Origin of the sequence: Selenomonas sp. oral taxon 892 str. F0426 (assembly GCF_000468035.1) — a bacterium.
In the GTDB taxonomy this organism is placed as follows: domain Bacteria; phylum Bacillota; class Negativicutes; order Selenomonadales; family Selenomonadaceae; genus Centipeda.
Genome location: NZ_KI260548.1, coordinates 15555 through 32803, shown reverse-complemented (window position 1 = coordinate 32803; position 17249 = coordinate 15555). Strand labels below are relative to the sequence as shown.

Annotated in this window: 13 protein-coding genes and 1 riboswitch; of the genes, 8 read left to right on the top strand and 5 right to left on the bottom strand. The window is 58.0% G+C overall.

Annotated features, from left to right (window positions below):
* Positions 1-57 precede the first annotated feature (57 nt).
* From HMPREF1992_RS10745 to HMPREF1992_RS10720, 6 genes are all read left to right on the top strand, one after another.
* Entirely contained in the window at positions 58-1398 is a 1341-nt protein-coding gene (locus HMPREF1992_RS10745) for an LCP family protein (RefSeq protein ID WP_037359741.1), read from the top strand.
* 166 nt (positions 1399-1564) lie between these two features.
* Positions 1565-2806 carry an NADP-dependent malic enzyme gene (locus HMPREF1992_RS10740; RefSeq protein ID WP_021685938.1) on the top strand — a complete coding sequence of 414 codons (1242 nt, stop codon included), beginning with the start codon at positions 1565-1567 and terminating at the stop codon, positions 2804-2806.
* A gap of 151 nt (positions 2807-2957) precedes the next feature.
* A riboswitch (cobalamin riboswitch) is annotated at positions 2958-3142 on the top strand.
* A 34-nt stretch (positions 3143-3176) separates the two neighbouring features.
* Complete coding sequence (locus tag HMPREF1992_RS10735; protein WP_021685936.1) at positions 3177-5312, top strand: TonB-dependent siderophore receptor; 2136 nt, start codon at positions 3177-3179, stop codon at positions 5310-5312.
* A 72-nt stretch (positions 5313-5384) separates the two neighbouring features.
* Positions 5385-6416, top strand: coding sequence for an iron ABC transporter permease (locus tag HMPREF1992_RS10730; RefSeq protein WP_196801410.1), 1032 nt, complete (start codon positions 5385-5387; stop codon positions 6414-6416).
* Between the two features lie 10 nt (positions 6417-6426).
* Positions 6427-7446 (top strand): iron ABC transporter permease, encoded by a 1020-nt coding sequence (locus HMPREF1992_RS10725; protein ID WP_071782459.1) that lies wholly within the window; start codon positions 6427-6429, stop codon positions 7444-7446.
* Between the two features lie 3 nt (positions 7447-7449).
* On the top strand, positions 7450-8442 hold the full coding sequence (locus HMPREF1992_RS10720; protein ID WP_021685933.1) for an ABC transporter substrate-binding protein: 993 nt from the start codon (positions 7450-7452) through the stop codon (positions 8440-8442).
* Between the two features lie 93 nt (positions 8443-8535).
* Here HMPREF1992_RS10720 and HMPREF1992_RS10715 read toward each other — a convergent pair whose 3' ends face one another.
* A complete protein-coding gene (locus HMPREF1992_RS10715; RefSeq protein WP_021685932.1) occupies positions 8536-10218 on the bottom strand; it encodes a tetratricopeptide repeat protein in 1683 nt (560 codons plus the stop codon).
* A gap of 254 nt (positions 10219-10472) precedes the next feature.
* Here HMPREF1992_RS10715 and HMPREF1992_RS10710 point away from each other — a divergent pair, with 254 nt between their 5' ends.
* Positions 10473-11777 carry a hypothetical protein gene (locus HMPREF1992_RS10710; protein WP_021685930.1) on the top strand — a complete coding sequence of 435 codons (1305 nt, stop codon included), beginning with the start codon at positions 10473-10475 and terminating at the stop codon, positions 11775-11777.
* A gap of 137 nt (positions 11778-11914) precedes the next feature.
* A complete protein-coding gene (gene gyrA / locus HMPREF1992_RS10705; RefSeq protein ID WP_037359734.1) occupies positions 11915-14362 on the top strand; it encodes a DNA gyrase subunit A in 2448 nt (815 codons plus the stop codon).
* A 114-nt stretch (positions 14363-14476) separates the two neighbouring features.
* Here gyrA and HMPREF1992_RS10700 read toward each other — a convergent pair whose 3' ends face one another.
* From HMPREF1992_RS10700 to HMPREF1992_RS10685, 4 genes are read right to left on the bottom strand one after another with little or no spacing between them, the layout of a single operon-like run.
* Complete coding sequence (locus HMPREF1992_RS10700) at positions 14477-14968, bottom strand: hypothetical protein (RefSeq protein ID WP_021685928.1); 492 nt, start codon at positions 14966-14968, stop codon at positions 14477-14479.
* Positions 14969-14979: 11 nt separating this feature from the next.
* Entirely contained in the window at positions 14980-16554 is a 1575-nt protein-coding gene (locus HMPREF1992_RS10695) for an AAA family ATPase (protein ID WP_021685927.1), read from the bottom strand.
* A complete protein-coding gene (locus tag HMPREF1992_RS10690; protein WP_037359731.1) occupies positions 16551-17015 on the bottom strand; it encodes a hypothetical protein in 465 nt (154 codons plus the stop codon). The genes HMPREF1992_RS10695 and HMPREF1992_RS10690 overlap by 4 nt, the downstream gene beginning before the upstream one ends.
* Positions 17012-17248, bottom strand: coding sequence for a hypothetical protein (locus HMPREF1992_RS10685; protein WP_021685925.1), 237 nt, complete (start codon positions 17246-17248; stop codon positions 17012-17014). The genes HMPREF1992_RS10690 and HMPREF1992_RS10685 overlap by 4 nt, the downstream gene beginning before the upstream one ends.
* Position 17249 lies beyond the last annotated feature (1 nt).

Genomic DNA, 17249 nt, shown 5'->3' with positions numbered 1-17249 from the left:
ACATCCGGAGGTAGGGAATCCCTCTATATAATAAGGGAGGAAAGGATCGATCCCGCTTTGACAAAATTACCACCAAAGAGACGAACCGCGAAGAAAAGAACCTGGCCCTATGTCATGCTCGGTGTTCTCGTCGTCTTTGTCCTCGCAGCCGTCGCGGGTGCATTTTTCGCCCAGAGCAGCCTGCTTGACAAACGCACGAAGGAGGATCCAAAGGAGGAGCTCCTCACCGCAACCGACAAGGCAACCATCATGATCATGGGCGTCGATGAGCGCAGCGATGACATAGGGCGCAGCGACACGCTCATGGTCGCCACCATCGATCCCGTAAAAAACGAGACCTCGCTCCTCTCCATCCCGCGTGATACGCGCGTCGCGATCCCCAGAAACGGCTACGACAAGATCAACGCAGCCTATGCCTACGGCGGGGAAAAGCTCACACAGCGCACCGTTGAGGACTTTCTTGGCATTCGCATCGACCACTACGTCATCATCAACATCCACGCATTTCAAAAGATCGTCGACGCCATCGGCGGCATCGATATCAACGTCGAAAAGCGGATGTACTACGAGGATCCGTGGGACGATGACGGCGGCCTCATCATCGATCTGCGGCCGGGGATGCAGCACATGGACGGCAAGACGGCCGTCACCTACGTCCGCTACCGCGACGAGGATGGTGACATCGGCCGCGTCAAGCGCCAGCAGAAATTCATGCGCGCCTGCGTCGACGCCGTCACTACCCCTGCCATCCTGCCTCGCCTGCCCGGGATCATCTCGAGCGTCATCGACAGCGTAAAGACCGACCTCAGTGTCCGCCAGATGCTCGAGTTCATCGGTACGCTCAAGGAATCGCAGGCAAAGGGACTGCGTACGGAGATGGTCCCCGGCCGCCCCCTCTTCATCGACGAGGTGAGCTACTGGATCCCCGACATGGCACAGCTCAGGCGCGGCATGGCCAACGCCCTCGGCGTCACCCTCAGCAGCACGGAGCGCAGCCGTATGGAGCGCGCCGTACGGGAGTACGAGGACTCCATCCCCGCAGACGCGACAGAGCTGCCGGCGGGCGACACCTCCGTCGGACGTGCCGTCAGCGCCGAAGAGGCACTCGACACAGACCGCCGAAAGAAATCGACCGGCCGCGGGGAAGACGAGGAAAAAGACACACGCTCCCCCTCCTCTGACCGCACCCGTACGGGCGCGCGCGAGGATACGGACGAGCGCGGACGGCGTCCCGGACGCAGCACCGAGACCGTTCCCGCCACCGATACCGGCGGCCGACACGCGAGCAGCCGACCAGGCACAGCCTCCGAGCAGCCTGGCAAAAGCAGCGAACGCAGTACGGGCAGCGACAACGGTGCCCCTGCACGCGGCAACGCAGACATGGGGAAACAAGAATAACCCACGCATCCATGCGCTGCCGCCGGAGACAAAAGCTCCGCCGAGAATGCGGCCGCCCATGCGGCGTCCCATTCTTTTATCATAAAACCCAGCATAGGGCAGTGTACTGTGTGCATTGTCCGCGGAGAGCAATGGGGCATCCCCCCCGCAGAAAGGAAGATGTATCATGGCAAGTAAATTTGACGCAGAGGCACTCGAGCTTCACAAGAGCCATCACGGCAAACTCGCGACGGTTCCGACCGTTCCCCTCGGTTCGCGCGACGATCTCAGCCGTGCCTACACGCCGGGCGTTGCAGCACCGTGCCTGGAGATCAAGGAAAAGCCCGAGACCATCTACGACTACACGACGAAGGGCAACATGGTTGCCGTCGTCACGAACGGCACCGCCGTCCTAGGCCTTGGCAACATCGGCGCAGGCGCCGGACTTCCGGTCATGGAGGGCAAATCCATCCTCTTCAAGGGCTTTGCAGGCGTCGATTCCGTTCCCGTCTGCGTCGACAGCCCCAAAGTCGAGGACGTCGTGAAGGTCTGCCAGCTGATCGCTCCGACCTACGGCGGCATCAACCTCGAAGACATCAAGGCGCCTCAGTGCTTTGACATCGAGAATGAGCTGAAGAAGACCCTCGATATCCCCGTCTTCCACGATGACCAGCACGGCACAGCGATCGTCGTCGTCTCCGCCCTGCTCAATGCGTACAAGTATCTCAACCGCGACCTCAAGACCGCAAAGATCATCATCAACGGTGCAGGCGCTGCGGGCCAGGCGATCGCACGTCTCCTCTTCGCCTATGGCGCACAGACCGTTGTCCTCTGCGACACGACGGGCGCCATCTACGAGGGCCGTCCCGAGAACATGAACCCGTACAAGGACAGCATCGCCAAGGTCTCCAACCTCCAGAAGGAAAAGGGATCGCTCGCCGAGGTTGTCAAGGGCAAGGATATCTTCATCGGGGTCTCCGGCCCCGGCACGCTCACGCAGGACATGATCCGCAGCATGAGCCCCGAGCCTGTCATCATGGCGATGGCAAACCCCGTCCCCGAGATCCTGCCGGATGAGGCAAAGGCAGCAGGCGCACGCATCGTCTGCACCGGCCGCTCCGACTTCCCGAACCAGGTCAACAACCTCCTCGCCTTCCCGGGCATCTTCCGCGGTGCACTCGATGTGCGTGCAAAGGAGATCAATGAGGAAATGAAGATCGCCGCTGCCGGCGCCATCGCATCCCTCATCCCCGAGGCAGAGCTCAACGAGACCAACATCATCGCGAGCCCGCTCGATCCGCGCGTCGCTCCGACCGTCGCGGCTGCTGTCGCAAAGGCAGCACTCGATACCGGTGTTGCACGTCGCACCGACCTCACCCCCGAGGACGTCGCCGCCCATACGCGTGAGCTCCTCGGACAGAAGAAGTAAGACATCTGCATCGATACAAACGCCCGCCGCCGGAGGAAATTCCTCCGGCGGCGGTTTTGTATGGTTTATAAAACATAGTAAAGTATATTATAATATTTATTATGTTGACAAAATATGAGAGCCATATTATGATGTACGCTGTACAATTCAACATGGGATACGTAAAGCAGGTGCCCTTCGGGGCTTAATAGGGAAGCCGGTCAAAGCCGGCGCGGTCCCGCCACTGTGAGGAGGAGCGAATTTGCCGCAATTGCCACTGGGGCACATGCCTTGGGAAGGTGGGCAAAGGAGCGATGATCCCGAGCCAGGAGAACTGCCTGTTTGACGCTCATTGATAAACCCACGAGCGATGGGGAGAGGGGCAAGGACAATGAAAAAAACGAAGAAGAAACTCCTAGCAGCAGCCGTGATCTATGGCTGCTCTTTTGGTGCAGGACATGGCTTCTGTACGGTGGAGGCAGCAGATGCGGACAGGGATGACACAGTCCATGTGTACGATCTGCCCGCTCTTACGATTGTCGGAGAACGCAAGATAACGTTTGCCGGCGACATGATCGAGACAAAGAGCACCACGGGCATTCTGGGTGAAAAGGACTCCCTGGAGCTTCCTTACAGCGTGACGACCGTCAGCCAGAAGGCAATCGAGACGTTCTCCTCACCGCAAAACGGTGTCATGGATACGCTCTCACTCGTTCCCTCCGTGCGTGCATCCTCCAGCAAAACTGTCCATTCTGTGACCATCCGCGGCTTCCAGCAGAACGGCTACTCCATGTATATCAACGGAATTCCGGGCGCAATGAGTTCCGGCAACCTGCCCTACTACTGGATCGAAAACGCGACCGTCGTTTCAGGGCCGAACCTCGGCGTCAACGGGACGAATCTCTCTGATGCAATCGGCGGATCGATCAACTTCCAGTCAAAGAGAGCTCAGGCAAAGGACAATACCGATTTCCGCCTGTCCTATAACGGCGGCAGCGCATTCGAGGAGGGCGTCGATATTGGCCGTCGATTCGGCGCCAACAAAGAATATGGTCTGCGCGTCGTCGCCAACCACATCGGCGGCGAGACCGTACAGGAAAATAAGGATCTCACGCAGAACAACATCTTCATCAACCTCGATCATCAGGGAAAACGCTCAACGACGAACCTCATGCTCGGCTACAGCCGCATCCGATATGAGGGCGGCGGCGACGGCTTCAGCGTTGGAGCACTGACGGCTCTGCCCAAGGCCCCCGATGCAAGCAAGAGCTATACACCGTCGTGGCTCTATCACACATATAAGGACACATGGGTGATCCTCAATCACGACCAAAAGATCAACGAGCACATGAAGGCCTATGCCAACTTCGGCTATCATCGGTTTGACTACGACAAGTATTACGAAGGTACCCCGAAACTGACCTCAAATGACGGTGACTTCCAAATCAATGCAGAGTATTGGCCGCTCGGTCATACGCGCGTCTATTTTGGGACAGGACTGCGCGGCGACTTCCGCACGGGCAAGGTCAGCCACGACTACATCATCGGTGTTGATAAGAACTGGGTCAACCGTGACTCGGGCGGCGACGATCTGTGGTCCGGCACGGGCAATCTCTACCGCAGCAATGCGTGGCCAAGCGTGCCGCTGCCCGACTACAAAGCGCCGCTGCAGTTCAAACAGCAGATGACGGGCTATCACATCGTCGATACGATGAAGTTCATGGATGACCGCCTCCAGCTGACGCTCGGTCTGCACATGCATAACTCCAGTTATACGAGAGTCAGACAAAAGCGCCAGGATTCCCATGCAACCAGCCCAACATTTGCACTGAGCTACAAGTTTACCCCAGATGTCATGGGATACGTCAGCCACAGCGAGTCCTTCAACGCGGGAACTCTGGTATCGGGCGCTGCCTATAAAAACAAGGGCGATGTTCTCCCGCCGGCAAAGACGAAGCAGGATGAGATCGGCATAAAGATCAAAAAGGGAGACTTCGTCAATACACTGAGCTTCTTCCAGATCCGCAAGGCAAATAACATTGATGTTGAGCGTGCCGACGGAAAGTATCGTACGAATGATGGCCAGCAGAAGAATACGGGCTTTGAGTGGGCATTCACCGGCAAGCTGAACGATCGGCTCGATCTGGTCGGCGGCCTCATGTACCTCAATGCCAAGCAGGCCAAGACACAAAACGGAACGAACGACGGAAAAGACGTTGGCGGAACGTCAAAGCTCTCCGGCACGGTCGGTGCGATCTACCACATCGATCCTGCATGGTCGCTGATCGGCAGAGTCTCGTATCTGGGGAGTGCCAAGATTAAGAACGAAGCGCTGACGGTACCCTCCTCGTGGAAGTTCGATCTCGGTGCCTCCTATGAGACGAAAATGGGAACGACCCCCGTCACCCTCTCACTGATGTGCTATAACGTAACAGGGAGAGACTACTGGGTCCCCGTCGCCGGCTCGGACGGCCTGCAGCTGAGCGCTCCGCGTTCCGTTTCCTTTACTGCAAATTTCGAACTGTAATAACGTATGGACACAGGCAGACGGATGTGCGTTTGCCTGTTTTCATTCTGTCATTTTTAAGGAAGGGCTATGTTGCTGGAAAAAATAAAGACCCTGGGCAGCGTACGCATCGTATTGCTGCTTCTTCCGCTGCAGCTGCTCGTTGTATGGTGGGGGCTGAGTGCAGGACTCTCCGAGCTGTCACCGACTGCGCTTCTCGGCATCACCGGCGGCACGCAGGATGAGATGCTGAGCGCTCGGATTCTGTATGAGCTGCGTTTGCCGCGCGTACTGCTGGCTCTGTGCGTCGGTATGGGGCTGACGCTCTCCGGCATCATCATGCAGGCGATCGTGCAGAATCCGCTCGCGGATCCGTATATCCTGGGCGTATCTGCCGGCGCTTATTTCGGTACGGCTGCGGGACTCTTCCTCGGCCTCGGCGCCCTGTTCGGCGCTGCCGCCATTGGGATCAGCGCCTTTCTCGGTGCTCTTCTCGTGTCCGTGCTGGTGATCGGCATCGCGCGCGGCACTCATACGGATCTTGGCAATCTGCTCCTGGGCGGTCTTGCAATGGGGCTGATCTTCTCCTCACTCGCCGGATTCCTTATCTATCGAGTCAGCGACAAGGAGGGTATGGAGGCCATTACCTTTTGGCTTATGGGAAGTGTGACAAATGCGTCCCTGCCGCACGTGCTCTTCTTATGCCTTATCGTCGGCGCAGCATTTTCGTACTTCATGACGCAGGGACGCGTGCTGAACATCCTGCTCCTGGGCCGCGATACCGCGATCACGCTTGGCATCCATCCGCAGAATTACATAGTAAAATATCTTCTCTGCAATGGTCTTTTGGTTGGCTTGATCGTCTGCAATGCCGGTATGATCGGCTTTATCGGTCTTGTCCTCCCCCATATTGTACGCAGTTTTTTGGGATCCGATCATCATGTGCTCGTGCCCGCTGCCGTCATGATCGGCGGGATATGCGCTGTCCTCCTGGACATACTCTCACGTTCGCTCCTGCCGATTCCGGGCGCAGAGATTCCTCTGGGCATCATGTTTTCCCTCATCGGTGCACCGCTCTTCATCTATCTGGTATTTCGGCGCAGATACGGTTTTTATGGCGGGTAGGAGCACAGATATGATGAAACAACCGATGCAGAACATCCTTTTATATGCAGTACTTGCCGCTATACTTCTCCTGCTGCCGCTGACAGCCATGACGCGCGGGGTCATCCCCATAGAGCTGGGGGAGGTTGTACGGTTCCTTCTCAATCCGAGCGATCCTCAAATTCCTCCGATTCATGCAGATGTTTTGGAATATATGCGTGCTCCACGCTTTCTTCTTGCGCTTCTCGCAGGAAGCACGCTGGCCGTTGTCGGCGCTGTCATGCAGGCACTCCTGCGCAATCCTCTGGCCGATCCATACTTTTTGGGGATCTCCTCGGGGGCAGCGCTCGGTGCCGTTTTGATGATGAGCGCCAACATTTCAATGATTGCCGGCCTCTCTGCGGTACCATTGGGCGCATTTGCGGGTGCTGGAGCTGCCACGGTTCTCGTTCTGTGGCTCACACGTTATTACGGGCGAGGGAAGTCCTTCATGATCCTCATTGCAGGCATGGGGATCCATGCGGTGTGCAGTGCCGTCGTCAGTCTCATCATCTCGCTTGCACCGAACTCGCGCACGGTATCAAACATCTCCTATTGGCTTCTCGGAAGTCTCGAAAAAGCGAGCTGGGAAAAGGATCTCTATCTGGCGATCGTCGTCCTGCCCATACTCCTTTTCTTCTTTCTGCAGACTCGTGTCCTGAATCTGATGCTCTTGGGCGACGATACCGCACGTACACTCGGCTATCGTCTGGAGGAGCGCCGGCAGACCTTCATCTTCCTCTGCGCTGCAGCTGCGGCGATGATCGTTTACAATGCGGGCATCATCGGTTTTGTCGGCCTTGCTGTCCCCCACATCGCTCGGCTTCTGGTCGGCGGCAGCTATACGCGCCTGCTTCCCGTATGTGCCGCCCTCGGCGCTGGCTTTCTCGCGTGGGCAGATGTCTTTAGCCGCATCGCTGTAGAAAATGGAGAGGTGCCGATCGGAATAGTGGTCAGCCTGCTCGGCAGTCCGATTTTTTTGCATCTATTATTGAAGAGAAAGCACGGCTGATCTATGAAAAAGACATTTTGCTGCAGCCTGGCAGTCATGATGTGCGCGGCAGCTGCTGGCTGCACGTTCTCAGAAACACCGCCTGTGGGAGAGGAGCAGATTGTCCGCGTAGAGAATCTGCGCATTGACAACTACTATGTACAGGGAAAGAATATACAGGAATTCGATGCAGTGCCGCAGCGTGTGCTCGTCGTCGGTGACAACGAGGTGGAAACACTGATCGAACTCGGAGCAGCCTCATCCATCGTTTTAGCTGCAGCGAACAACGACGGCCCTTTTCCCATGAAGGAGGAAAACGCGCGTGTTTTAGAAACCCTGCCGCGCGCGATGAATCAACAGCTCCGCATGGAATATATCACGCGGCTGAATCCCGACCTCATCATCGGACACCAATACTGTTTTACGAGAAACAGCCTCGGCAGCACTGACTATTGGAACGCACACGGCGTGAGGACACTGGTCAATCCGAGCAGTTCTCAGCCCCGGCGCCACTACATCACAGAGACCGTGGCGCAGGAGATGGAGAGCATTCGTGACTATGGCCGCATTTTCCACGCAGAACCCGCTGCCGAACGCATTGTCCGGGAAACCTATGACTGTATCGCGGAGATCAACGAAAAGGCTCGCTCATATCCAAAACCGCGGGTCATGCTGATCGAGCTCATGAGCACGTTCGTCTCCTACGATAAGAGCAAGCTCGCGGGCAATATGGCGGAGCAGATCGGCGCAGAGGCCATCGCAACTCCTGCGGTCATCACATTCGAGCACATCGCAAAGGAGGATCCCGATGTCCTGATGGTGATCTGCAGCCACGCAGAATACGGTTCATGCGTTGCGCAGATCCATGACCATCCGGGACTTCAGCATACGAAATGCGTACAAAATCACCGCATTTACAGCATCCCGCTCGGATATACCTATGGGCCACTCTGTCATACCATTGACGGAATAAAAATGATGGCAAAGGCTTTTTATCCAGGAATCGAAATCGAATAGGGCGCTTTATGTGGTAACGAACATCGCCGCCGGAGGAAATTCCTCCGGCGGCGATGCTTTTCTATGCTTAGAATACGACTCTGCCCAAATTCGTCAAGTCTGTACGAATCGTGCCCATATTTCTTCATACGCCGCCTCAACATCCCTTACGTACCCGTGCGCATCCATGAGCGGCGAACCACGCAGAATCGCACGCAGATTCTCGCGCAGAGCACGCAGGGTCGCAGGGTCGGAGGCGAGTGCCGCCGCGATATGCACATAGTCCTCGGGGGTCTTGGCGATCAGCTCCGTGAGATTTGCATTCGTGAGGAGGCTCTCCCCGAACCGCGCACCGTGGCTCTCCCCGCGCAGGGTCACGACAGGAACGCCCATCGCGAGCGCCTCGCAGGTCGTGATGCCGCCCGTGTAGGGGAAGGTATCGAGCGCAATGTCCATATCTCCGTACTCCGCGAGGTGATCGGGGCTGAATCCGCGCATCTCCACACGTTCAACGGGAATGCCGCAGCGTGTGAAGCGCTCCGCCGCGAGCTCTCGCCCCTCTTCGCTCATAAACAGCTTGCTCTTGAGTAAAAGCCGTGACCGCGGGACCGCATCCAGCAGCTGACCCCAGAGGCACAGAACCTCATCCGTCACCTTGCTGAAGTTGTTGAACGAGCCGAATGTCACATAGCCGCTGCGCTCCATCGGCGGTGGGGTGACGGCAGAAAGATCCTCGGGCAGGGTGTAGCAGAAATGGCTGTGCGGAAGACGGATCATCTCCTCGGTAAAGGCGGCGTCCTCACGCCCCTCAGGATCAACGTGCACATCCGAGAGCATATAGTCAACGGCAGGCAGCCCCGTCGTATTGAAGTAGCCGATGCCCGTCACCTGCACGGGCGCAGGTTTGTATGCAAGGACGGGGAGACAGTTGTCCTGCGTGTGTCCGGCGAGATCAACGAGGATGTCAATCTCATCGCTGCGCACGAGAGCCGCCGCCTCTGCCGCTGTCATCCCCTGGATGTTCCGCCACGCATCCACCGCCGCACGGAACTCCTGTGAAAGCACGTCCTCCGCGCCGCTCATGTAGCAGTAAACGGCAAAACGCGAACGATCGCAGAGGTGAAGGAGCGGGCGCATCAGTGTCCCGACGGGATGTGTGCGCAGATCGGGCGAGATATAGCCGATGCGGAGGCGATCGTGCCCGCGTGCGGCATCCGCGGCAGACGCGAGCGCCTGCACATCGGCAAAGAGCGCCCCATAGCCGCGTGCAAGCCCTGCATAGGTACCGCGCAGATGCGTCGGCAGATAGTTGACGGCAAAGAGCGCGTTACTGTATTCAATCGCCTTCTGCACACGCCCCGTCTCGAGACGGCTCGAGGCAAGGAACGCCTCAACCGCCTCCGCACTCTCCCCCGTGAGCGTCAGAGCCTCGCCGAGCAGACTGTACGCACTCGCAAGAAAGACCGTGCAGTAGGCACGGCTCTCCTCCTCGGCGGCAATCCGCTCCGTGAGCATGGCAATCAGCGCGCGCAGATGCTCGATCTGCGTGCGAATCTTGTCCTCCGCGCGATCGATGTAGATCTCCTGGCGCGCAGCCCCCGCATGATCAGGACGTACTGCACGGATGCGCGCGATCTCCGCGCGTGCTTCGTCATACAAACCGCAGCCCGTCAGAGCCGCTGCACGGATGTAGCGCATCTCCACATCCTCGGGCAGAGCGCTGAGCATCTCCCCTGTCAGCTCTGCCGCCCGCACGTACTCTCGTGCCTCATAGAGCGCATTTGCCCGCATCAGCATCTCCTGGCGCCATGCCTCTCGACTTTTCACGATGCCCCTCCTCTTTGCAAATGATATGAGTTTTATTCGACAGGAAGATATAAAATTCCTTTTGGAAAGACGTCACACGATAAACAACATCGATGAGATACACAGAAAAAGATATACAGGATATATTTCTTGAAATCTCTGTCCGATGGTATAATGCTCATCATAAGAAACCTTTCCGCGCATGAGCACTTACGATCTGCCGTAACGCCAAAGGAGCAAGGAGCATGATATACAGCAGCCAGAAGCGATATGGTTTGATCATTCTAAGCGCTCTTTGTCTGTGCCTCCTCAGCGGCACGGACATCATTTCTGCACAGGAGTCCATGGAGAGCTGCATGCCAAAGGAAGGAATGGATGCACAGATGCAGACTACATCTCGAATGGAGCGTTTGATTGCATCCCATACATCAGGTACTAGCATTGGATATCATCCTGGCCACGACGAAAAGATCATCTGGGATGAAAATGTCTCGGTCGATGTCTCCGGTGTCGGCAGAGGAGAACGCGGCCCGCATAACAATGTGACGGGAATCTACCTGCTGGACGGCGCACAGTTGACGATTGGCGGCGACCTCAGGCTCCGTCTCACAAATGCCCGTCCGCCCGTGGACGGAGCCACACCTGGCACGGATGTTGCGCACTACTATATGAGCGGCATCTACGCAGGCTACGGCGGTCAGATCCGCGGCAGGACGCATGGGACGACACAGTTCCTCCTCCGCGGCAATCTTGATATGGAGGTAACTGGCGTCGGACTCCAGGCGAACAAGGACAGTATGATCACCGTGGGCGGCGGCAGGATCGTAACGCAGGCGCTCACCTCCTCTGACACCTATGCCCTCCTCGCCGAAGAGGGTACGGTCTCCATGAATGTAACCGAAACAAATGCCCTCCAGGATGCAAAAGCCGTCCATATTATCGGGAATCTCGGCGTGCTCAACAAAAACTACGGCATCGATCCCAATCCGAATAGGCGTACCTCGTTGATTGCGCTCAGCCTTCCGACCGCAGATTCTACGCTGACGGGCGGCATTCTGAACGAGTTTGAGGAGAATGGTTCGAATCCGCAGGGCTCCGGTGTCGATCTCCGGCTCTCAAATCATGCCTGCTGGCGCAACAAATGGCTCGGTGCACCGCGTGAAAAAGCTGCGCGGCCGAATGCTGCCTCCTACCTCTACACAGGCAGCAAGATTCGAAATCTCTGCGGTGCAGCCTCCCGTGAAATGCAGGCCTCCATCATCCAAGAGGAATCTCTGCCGATCACGATCAACAACTTCAGCGGTCATGTACGCGTCATCTACACATGCAAAGCAGATGGGTGCATTATGGGTGGAGGGATCATCATCCGACACGCAGCAAGGAATTCCTCGATCACACTGTTCTTGGACACACAGGGCTATGAACCCGCGGACATTGCAGCAAGAAAGGACACTCTCCTGCACGCGCTCGCTGGCAAACTGCACGATACGAATGCCTCCATCAGCGCACACCATCTCACCGTATATGTGGAGATGGGCAGTCTGGCATGACTCTATCCATAGGCATGGCCGAGGAATCTCCTCGGCTCTTTTTATGCGTGCTCACGCCCGTAAAACATAGACTTTTCCCTGTGAAAATGCTATAATCATCGTGGATTATTATGGAACGAACACGAAGAGGTGACATTTTGGATTTGGATTTTGGACAGGGGCGCATCGTCCCGGTCAACCTCGAACACGAGATGAAAAACTCGTACATCGACTACGCGATGAGCGTCATTGTGGCGCGTGCGCTGCCCGATGTGCGCGACGGCCTAAAGCCCGTGCATCGCCGCATCCTCTACGCGATGCAGGGCTCCGGCATGACCAGCTCGAAGCCGTACAAGAAATCGGCACGTATCGTCGGTGAAGTGCTCGGTAAATATCACCCGCACGGCGACACCTCCGTCTACGACGCGATCGTCCGCATGGCGCAGGACTTCTCCATGCGCTACATGCTCGCGGACGGACACGGCAACTTCGGCTCGGTCGACGGCGACTCAGCCGCTGCAATGCGCTATACCGAGGTGCGCATGTCGAAGATCGCCGAGCTCATGCTGCGCGACATCGACAAGGAGACCGTCGACTTTACGGACAACTACGACGGCTCGGAGAAGGAGCCAACCGTGCTCCCCGCGAAATTCCCGCAGCTGCTCGTCAACGGCACGGCAGGCATCGCCGTCGGCATGGCGACCAACATCCCGCCGCACAACATGGTCGAGGTCATCAACGGCACGCTGATGCTCATCGACAATCCCGAGACGACCATCGAGGAGCTCATGGGCATCATCAAGGGGCCCGACTTCCCGACGGCAGGCCTCATCCTCGGCACAGAGGAGATCCGCAAGGCATATACGACAGGCCGCGGCGTTGTGAAGATGCGCGCGCGCGCCCACATCGAGACGATGAGCAGCGGCAAGCCGCGCATCATCGTCACCGAGCTGCCGTATCAGGTCAACAAGGCGCGCCTCATCGAGAAGATCGCCGACCTCGTCCGCGACAAGCAGATCGACGGCATCACGGATCTGCGCGATGAGTCCGACCGCAGCGGCATGCGCATCGTCATTGAGCTGCGCCGCGACAGTGCGCCCAACGTCATCCTCAACCAGCTGTACAAGCACACGCAGCTGCAGGACAGCTTCGGCGTCATCATGCTTGCTCTCGTGGACGGCCAGCCCGTCATCATGAACCTCAAGCAGATGCTCGGGCACTACATCAGCCATCAGGAAACGGTCATTACACGGCGTACGCAGTACGAGCTTGCAAAGGCAGAGGCACGCGCTCATATCCTCGAAGGTCTCACAATCGCACTCGATCATCTGGACGCTGTCATTACAACAATTCGCGAGAGCCGCACGGCGGACATTGCACGTACTGCTCTCATGGACGGCTTCAAGCTCACGGAGAAGCAGGCACAGGCGATCCTGGACCTCCGTCTCCAGCGGCTCACGGGCCTCGAGCGCGAGAAGATCGAGGAGGAGTATCAGGAAGTCCTGAAGATGATCGAGGAGCTGAAGGGCATCCTCGCCGACCGCATGAAGGTACTTGCGATCATCAAGAATGAGCTCATCGAGGTGCGCGACAAGTACGGCGACGAGCGCCGTACGGAGATCACCTTCGATGCGAGCGAGATGGACATCACCGACCTCATCGCCGAAGAAGATGTGGTCGTCACGCTCACGCTCAACAACTACATCAAGCGCATTCCGCTCGATACCTACCGCCGCCAGCGGCGCGGGGGCGTCGGGGTCAAGGGCATGGGAACGAAGGAAACGGATATTGTCAGCGATCTCCTCATCACGACGACGCATCACGACATCCTCTTCTTTACGAACCGCGGACGCGCATTTGTTCTGAAGGCATACGAGATCCCTGAGAGCGGCCGCCAGGCAAAGGGCACGGCGATTGTCAACCTCCTTGCCGTTGAGAGCGATGAGCGCATCACCGCCGTCATCCAGATCAAGGAGTTCCGCCCTGACCGCTTCCTCTTCCTCGGCACGAAGCGCGGCGTGGTGAAAAAGACCCCGCTCGCCGAGTTTGCGAACATCCGAAAGAGCGGACTCAAGGCGGTCAACCTTGACGAGGACGATGAGCTGATCGGGGTGAAGTTCACGGACGGTGAGAACCGGATCATGCTCGGCACACGCCACGGCAAGGCGATCACCTTCCCCGAGGACGGCGTACGCTCCATGGGACGCGTCACGCGCGGCGTGCGCGGCATCAACCTCAGCGACGGCGATGAAGTCGTCGCGATGGATATCCTCAAGACCGATTCTGAGGTGCTCACGGTTACTGAGGGCGGCTACGGCAAGCGCACGACGGCCGAGGAGTACCGCACGCAGACACGCGGCGGCAAGGGCCTCATCAACATGAAGGTTACGGAGAAGACCGGCCCCGTCGTCGGCATCCGCGTTGTACGTGAGAATCAGGAGCTCATGCTCATCACCACTGAGGGCATCGTCATCCGCACAACCGTCGATGAGATCTCGCTCATCAGCCGCAATACGCAGGGCGTCAAGCTCATGACCATCGGTGAGAACGACCGCGTCGCCTCAATGGCAACGATGAACCGCATCGTCGATCCGCCGAACGAATAAAGCGTAGACATGGCGGAGGCGGCACCTGCTGCAGCATATCTGACCAAAAGAGCGGGGCTGCTGTACGAAGCTAGAACTTCGTACAGCAGCCCCTTTTTGTATGTCTGCAGGTACCTACTTCACGACGGATACAGCTCCATCGCTGCTAATGGCGCGGCAGGCGTCGGTATATACCTCGACGAACTCGTAGCCGCCGCGTGCGGCCAGCGATCTTGCGCGCTCCATACCGTGCGGCAATGTCTGACCGCGCTTGTAGTGCTCGATGATATTCCCGGCGATGGTGATGGTATGCACCTCGTATGGCTCACCGAGATAGCATTTTGCGACGATGCCAATGAGGACGCCCGCCAGATCGAGCACCTCGGGAAACTCGGCGCGAATGGCATCGACGATGGCTGCACGCTCCGCCTCACTCATATGATGGCTGCCCGCATCGAGCCTATGAATCGCCTCCATATATGCTTTGGAACGCTGCTTCTTGAGGAGGCGCCCCATCTGCATCTGCTGCGCCTCGCTCTTCGTCTCCGTGTTCGCGGATACCTGATGAAGGCTGAGCGGGCTCTGCGTCTTTGTATCTGCAGTTCGGTTCAAAAGTGGCCGCGGCATACGATCCCTCCCTACACTAATACCCTGCGCGTACGCATCTCCGTCGACTTTCGCAGTGCGGTCTCACTGCCGATGGGACGGCCGCTTGCAGGGACGGCACGTTCCCTGCCCCAGTCTCGGATGGCGGCAATCTTCTCGGGCGCGGTCTCAGAGAGCGGGACGACATTGCCGAATGCCGTACGCAGATTCTCCTCATTTAATTGGAAATCAGGGTTTGCAATCACGCGGTAGGCGAGGTCGCGCACCGTGGATTCGAGATCGGCGCCCGTAAAGCCGTCGGTCATGGTGACGAGGGTGTCGGCGAATGCGCCCGCAAAGTCGAGTTCCAGATATTTCCGCATATAGAGGCGCAGGATGTCATAGCGTTCGTCGGCGGTCGGCAAATCGATAAAGAACAGCTCATCGAAGCGTCCGCGCCGCAGCAGCTCCGAGGGGAGCATGGACACATCGTTCGCCGTCGCAACAACGAAGACCTGTTTGCGGCACTCCTGCAGCCAGAAGAGGAACTGTCCGACCATGCGCGTGGAGACGCCGCCGTCGTTCGACGAACCCGCACCCGCGAGCCCCTTCTCAATCTCGTCGATCCAGAGGATGCACGGTGCAACGTTCTCTGCCGTCATGAGTGCGTCGCGCAGCTGCTGCTCGCTCTGACCGACGTAGCTGCCCTGCACGGTCGCAAAGTCAAGGCGGTAGAGCGGCAGCTTCCAGTTCGCAGAGATTGCCTTTGCTGAGAGGGATTTTCCGCAGCCGGGAACACCGACGAGGAGGATGCCGCGCGGCGATTTCAGGCCCTTCTCCTTGAGCAGACTGCGCTTCTCTGCTGTGAAGAGGAGCCGTTTCTCGTCGAGCCAGTCTCTAAGTCCCGCGAGCCCGCCGACATCAGAGGCACTCTCATCGACAGAGATCTTCTCGAGTCCTGAGATGTCGGAGAAGAGGCGATCCTTCGCTGTGCGCACCTCGTCCATATCCTCCTTGCGGATCGCCTTCTTCGCGATGAGCGCCGCCATGACATTCTCTGCCTCGACGGCGGTGACACCGCCTAGTATGGATGCCGCCTCGCGAATATCCATATCCGTCCACTCAATGTCGATCTCTGCGCGATAGTCGTCGATGTAGCCGCGCACAATCGTCTCCATCTCGTCCTCATCCGGCAGCGGCAGCTGGAGGGTCAGTCCGAGGCGCTGCAGACGGTTCCAGACGGCGGAGGTGGTGAGTACGATGATCTGCCCGCCGGTCTCGTTCGCGAGGGTCACAAGGTCGAGCAGCTGGCGCGCATCGTTCGTGTCGCTCGAGAGGTCTGGGGTCTCGGTCAGGACGAGGGTCGTATTCGCACGGTGCTTCATCTGCTCACCGATGAAGTCGATCGCACCGTAGATGGATTTATCATCACTGACGACCTTATCCGTCGCGAGGTCGTAGACGCCCTTAGAGAGCGTGTGGATGAAAAAGGGAAGGCACAGCTCCGCGGCGGCTTCTTTGAGCAAATCGAGAGCGCGGGCACGCTCCACGGTATGGAGCGTGATGAAAGGAATCCGCGCGATGCCATAGCGCGTGAGAAGTTCCTTGCACTCGTTTCGTGCGGTCATAGATGTTCCTCCATTTCCAGTGCATTCACTTTATGGTTCCGTACGAGTGCACCCATCCTGCCCGTACGGTCGCTCTTTGCCGATGATTCCAGGCTCTCCTGCATACGGTCGGCGGCATTCTGCACAAGGGCGGTGAACTGCGTGCGCTGCTCCTCAGGCACGGCAGGGAGCGCTGCGGCAGAATGCAAAAAGATAAGGCTGCGGCGCAGGGCAAGAAGCGCCCCGATCATCGCACGCTCATCGGATGCGCGCTGCATAGCGCGGTCAAAGACATCAGAGGCTCGCTCCACGCGTGCATGCAGGGCATCCATAAAGCGCTGTGCAAATCGTGCAGCGACACCGGACTGCCATGCGATCGTACCCGTGTGCATGGCGTGCAGGACATCCTCATCCGCCGTCCCCTCTGCGAATGTTTTCAGCAGCGCTGCCCACTGGGCATAGGTCGTTGGCGGAACGATCATGTGCGTGATCTCCGTACGGGTGCCGCCGGCGGCTCGAGGTTCCATGCGGGGAGGCCCTCAGCAAGCACCTCGGAGACACGTTCATAGGAGCCAAGCTCCTCTGTATCCGGCGGAGCGGCAGAGCGAATCGAAGCAAATGCTGCGCTGCGCCGTGCGGACGGCGGCGCAGGTTTTTCTCCCGCATTGCGCGGGGGTTCTTTTTTTATGCCGCCAAATGGATTTTGCTCACTCATG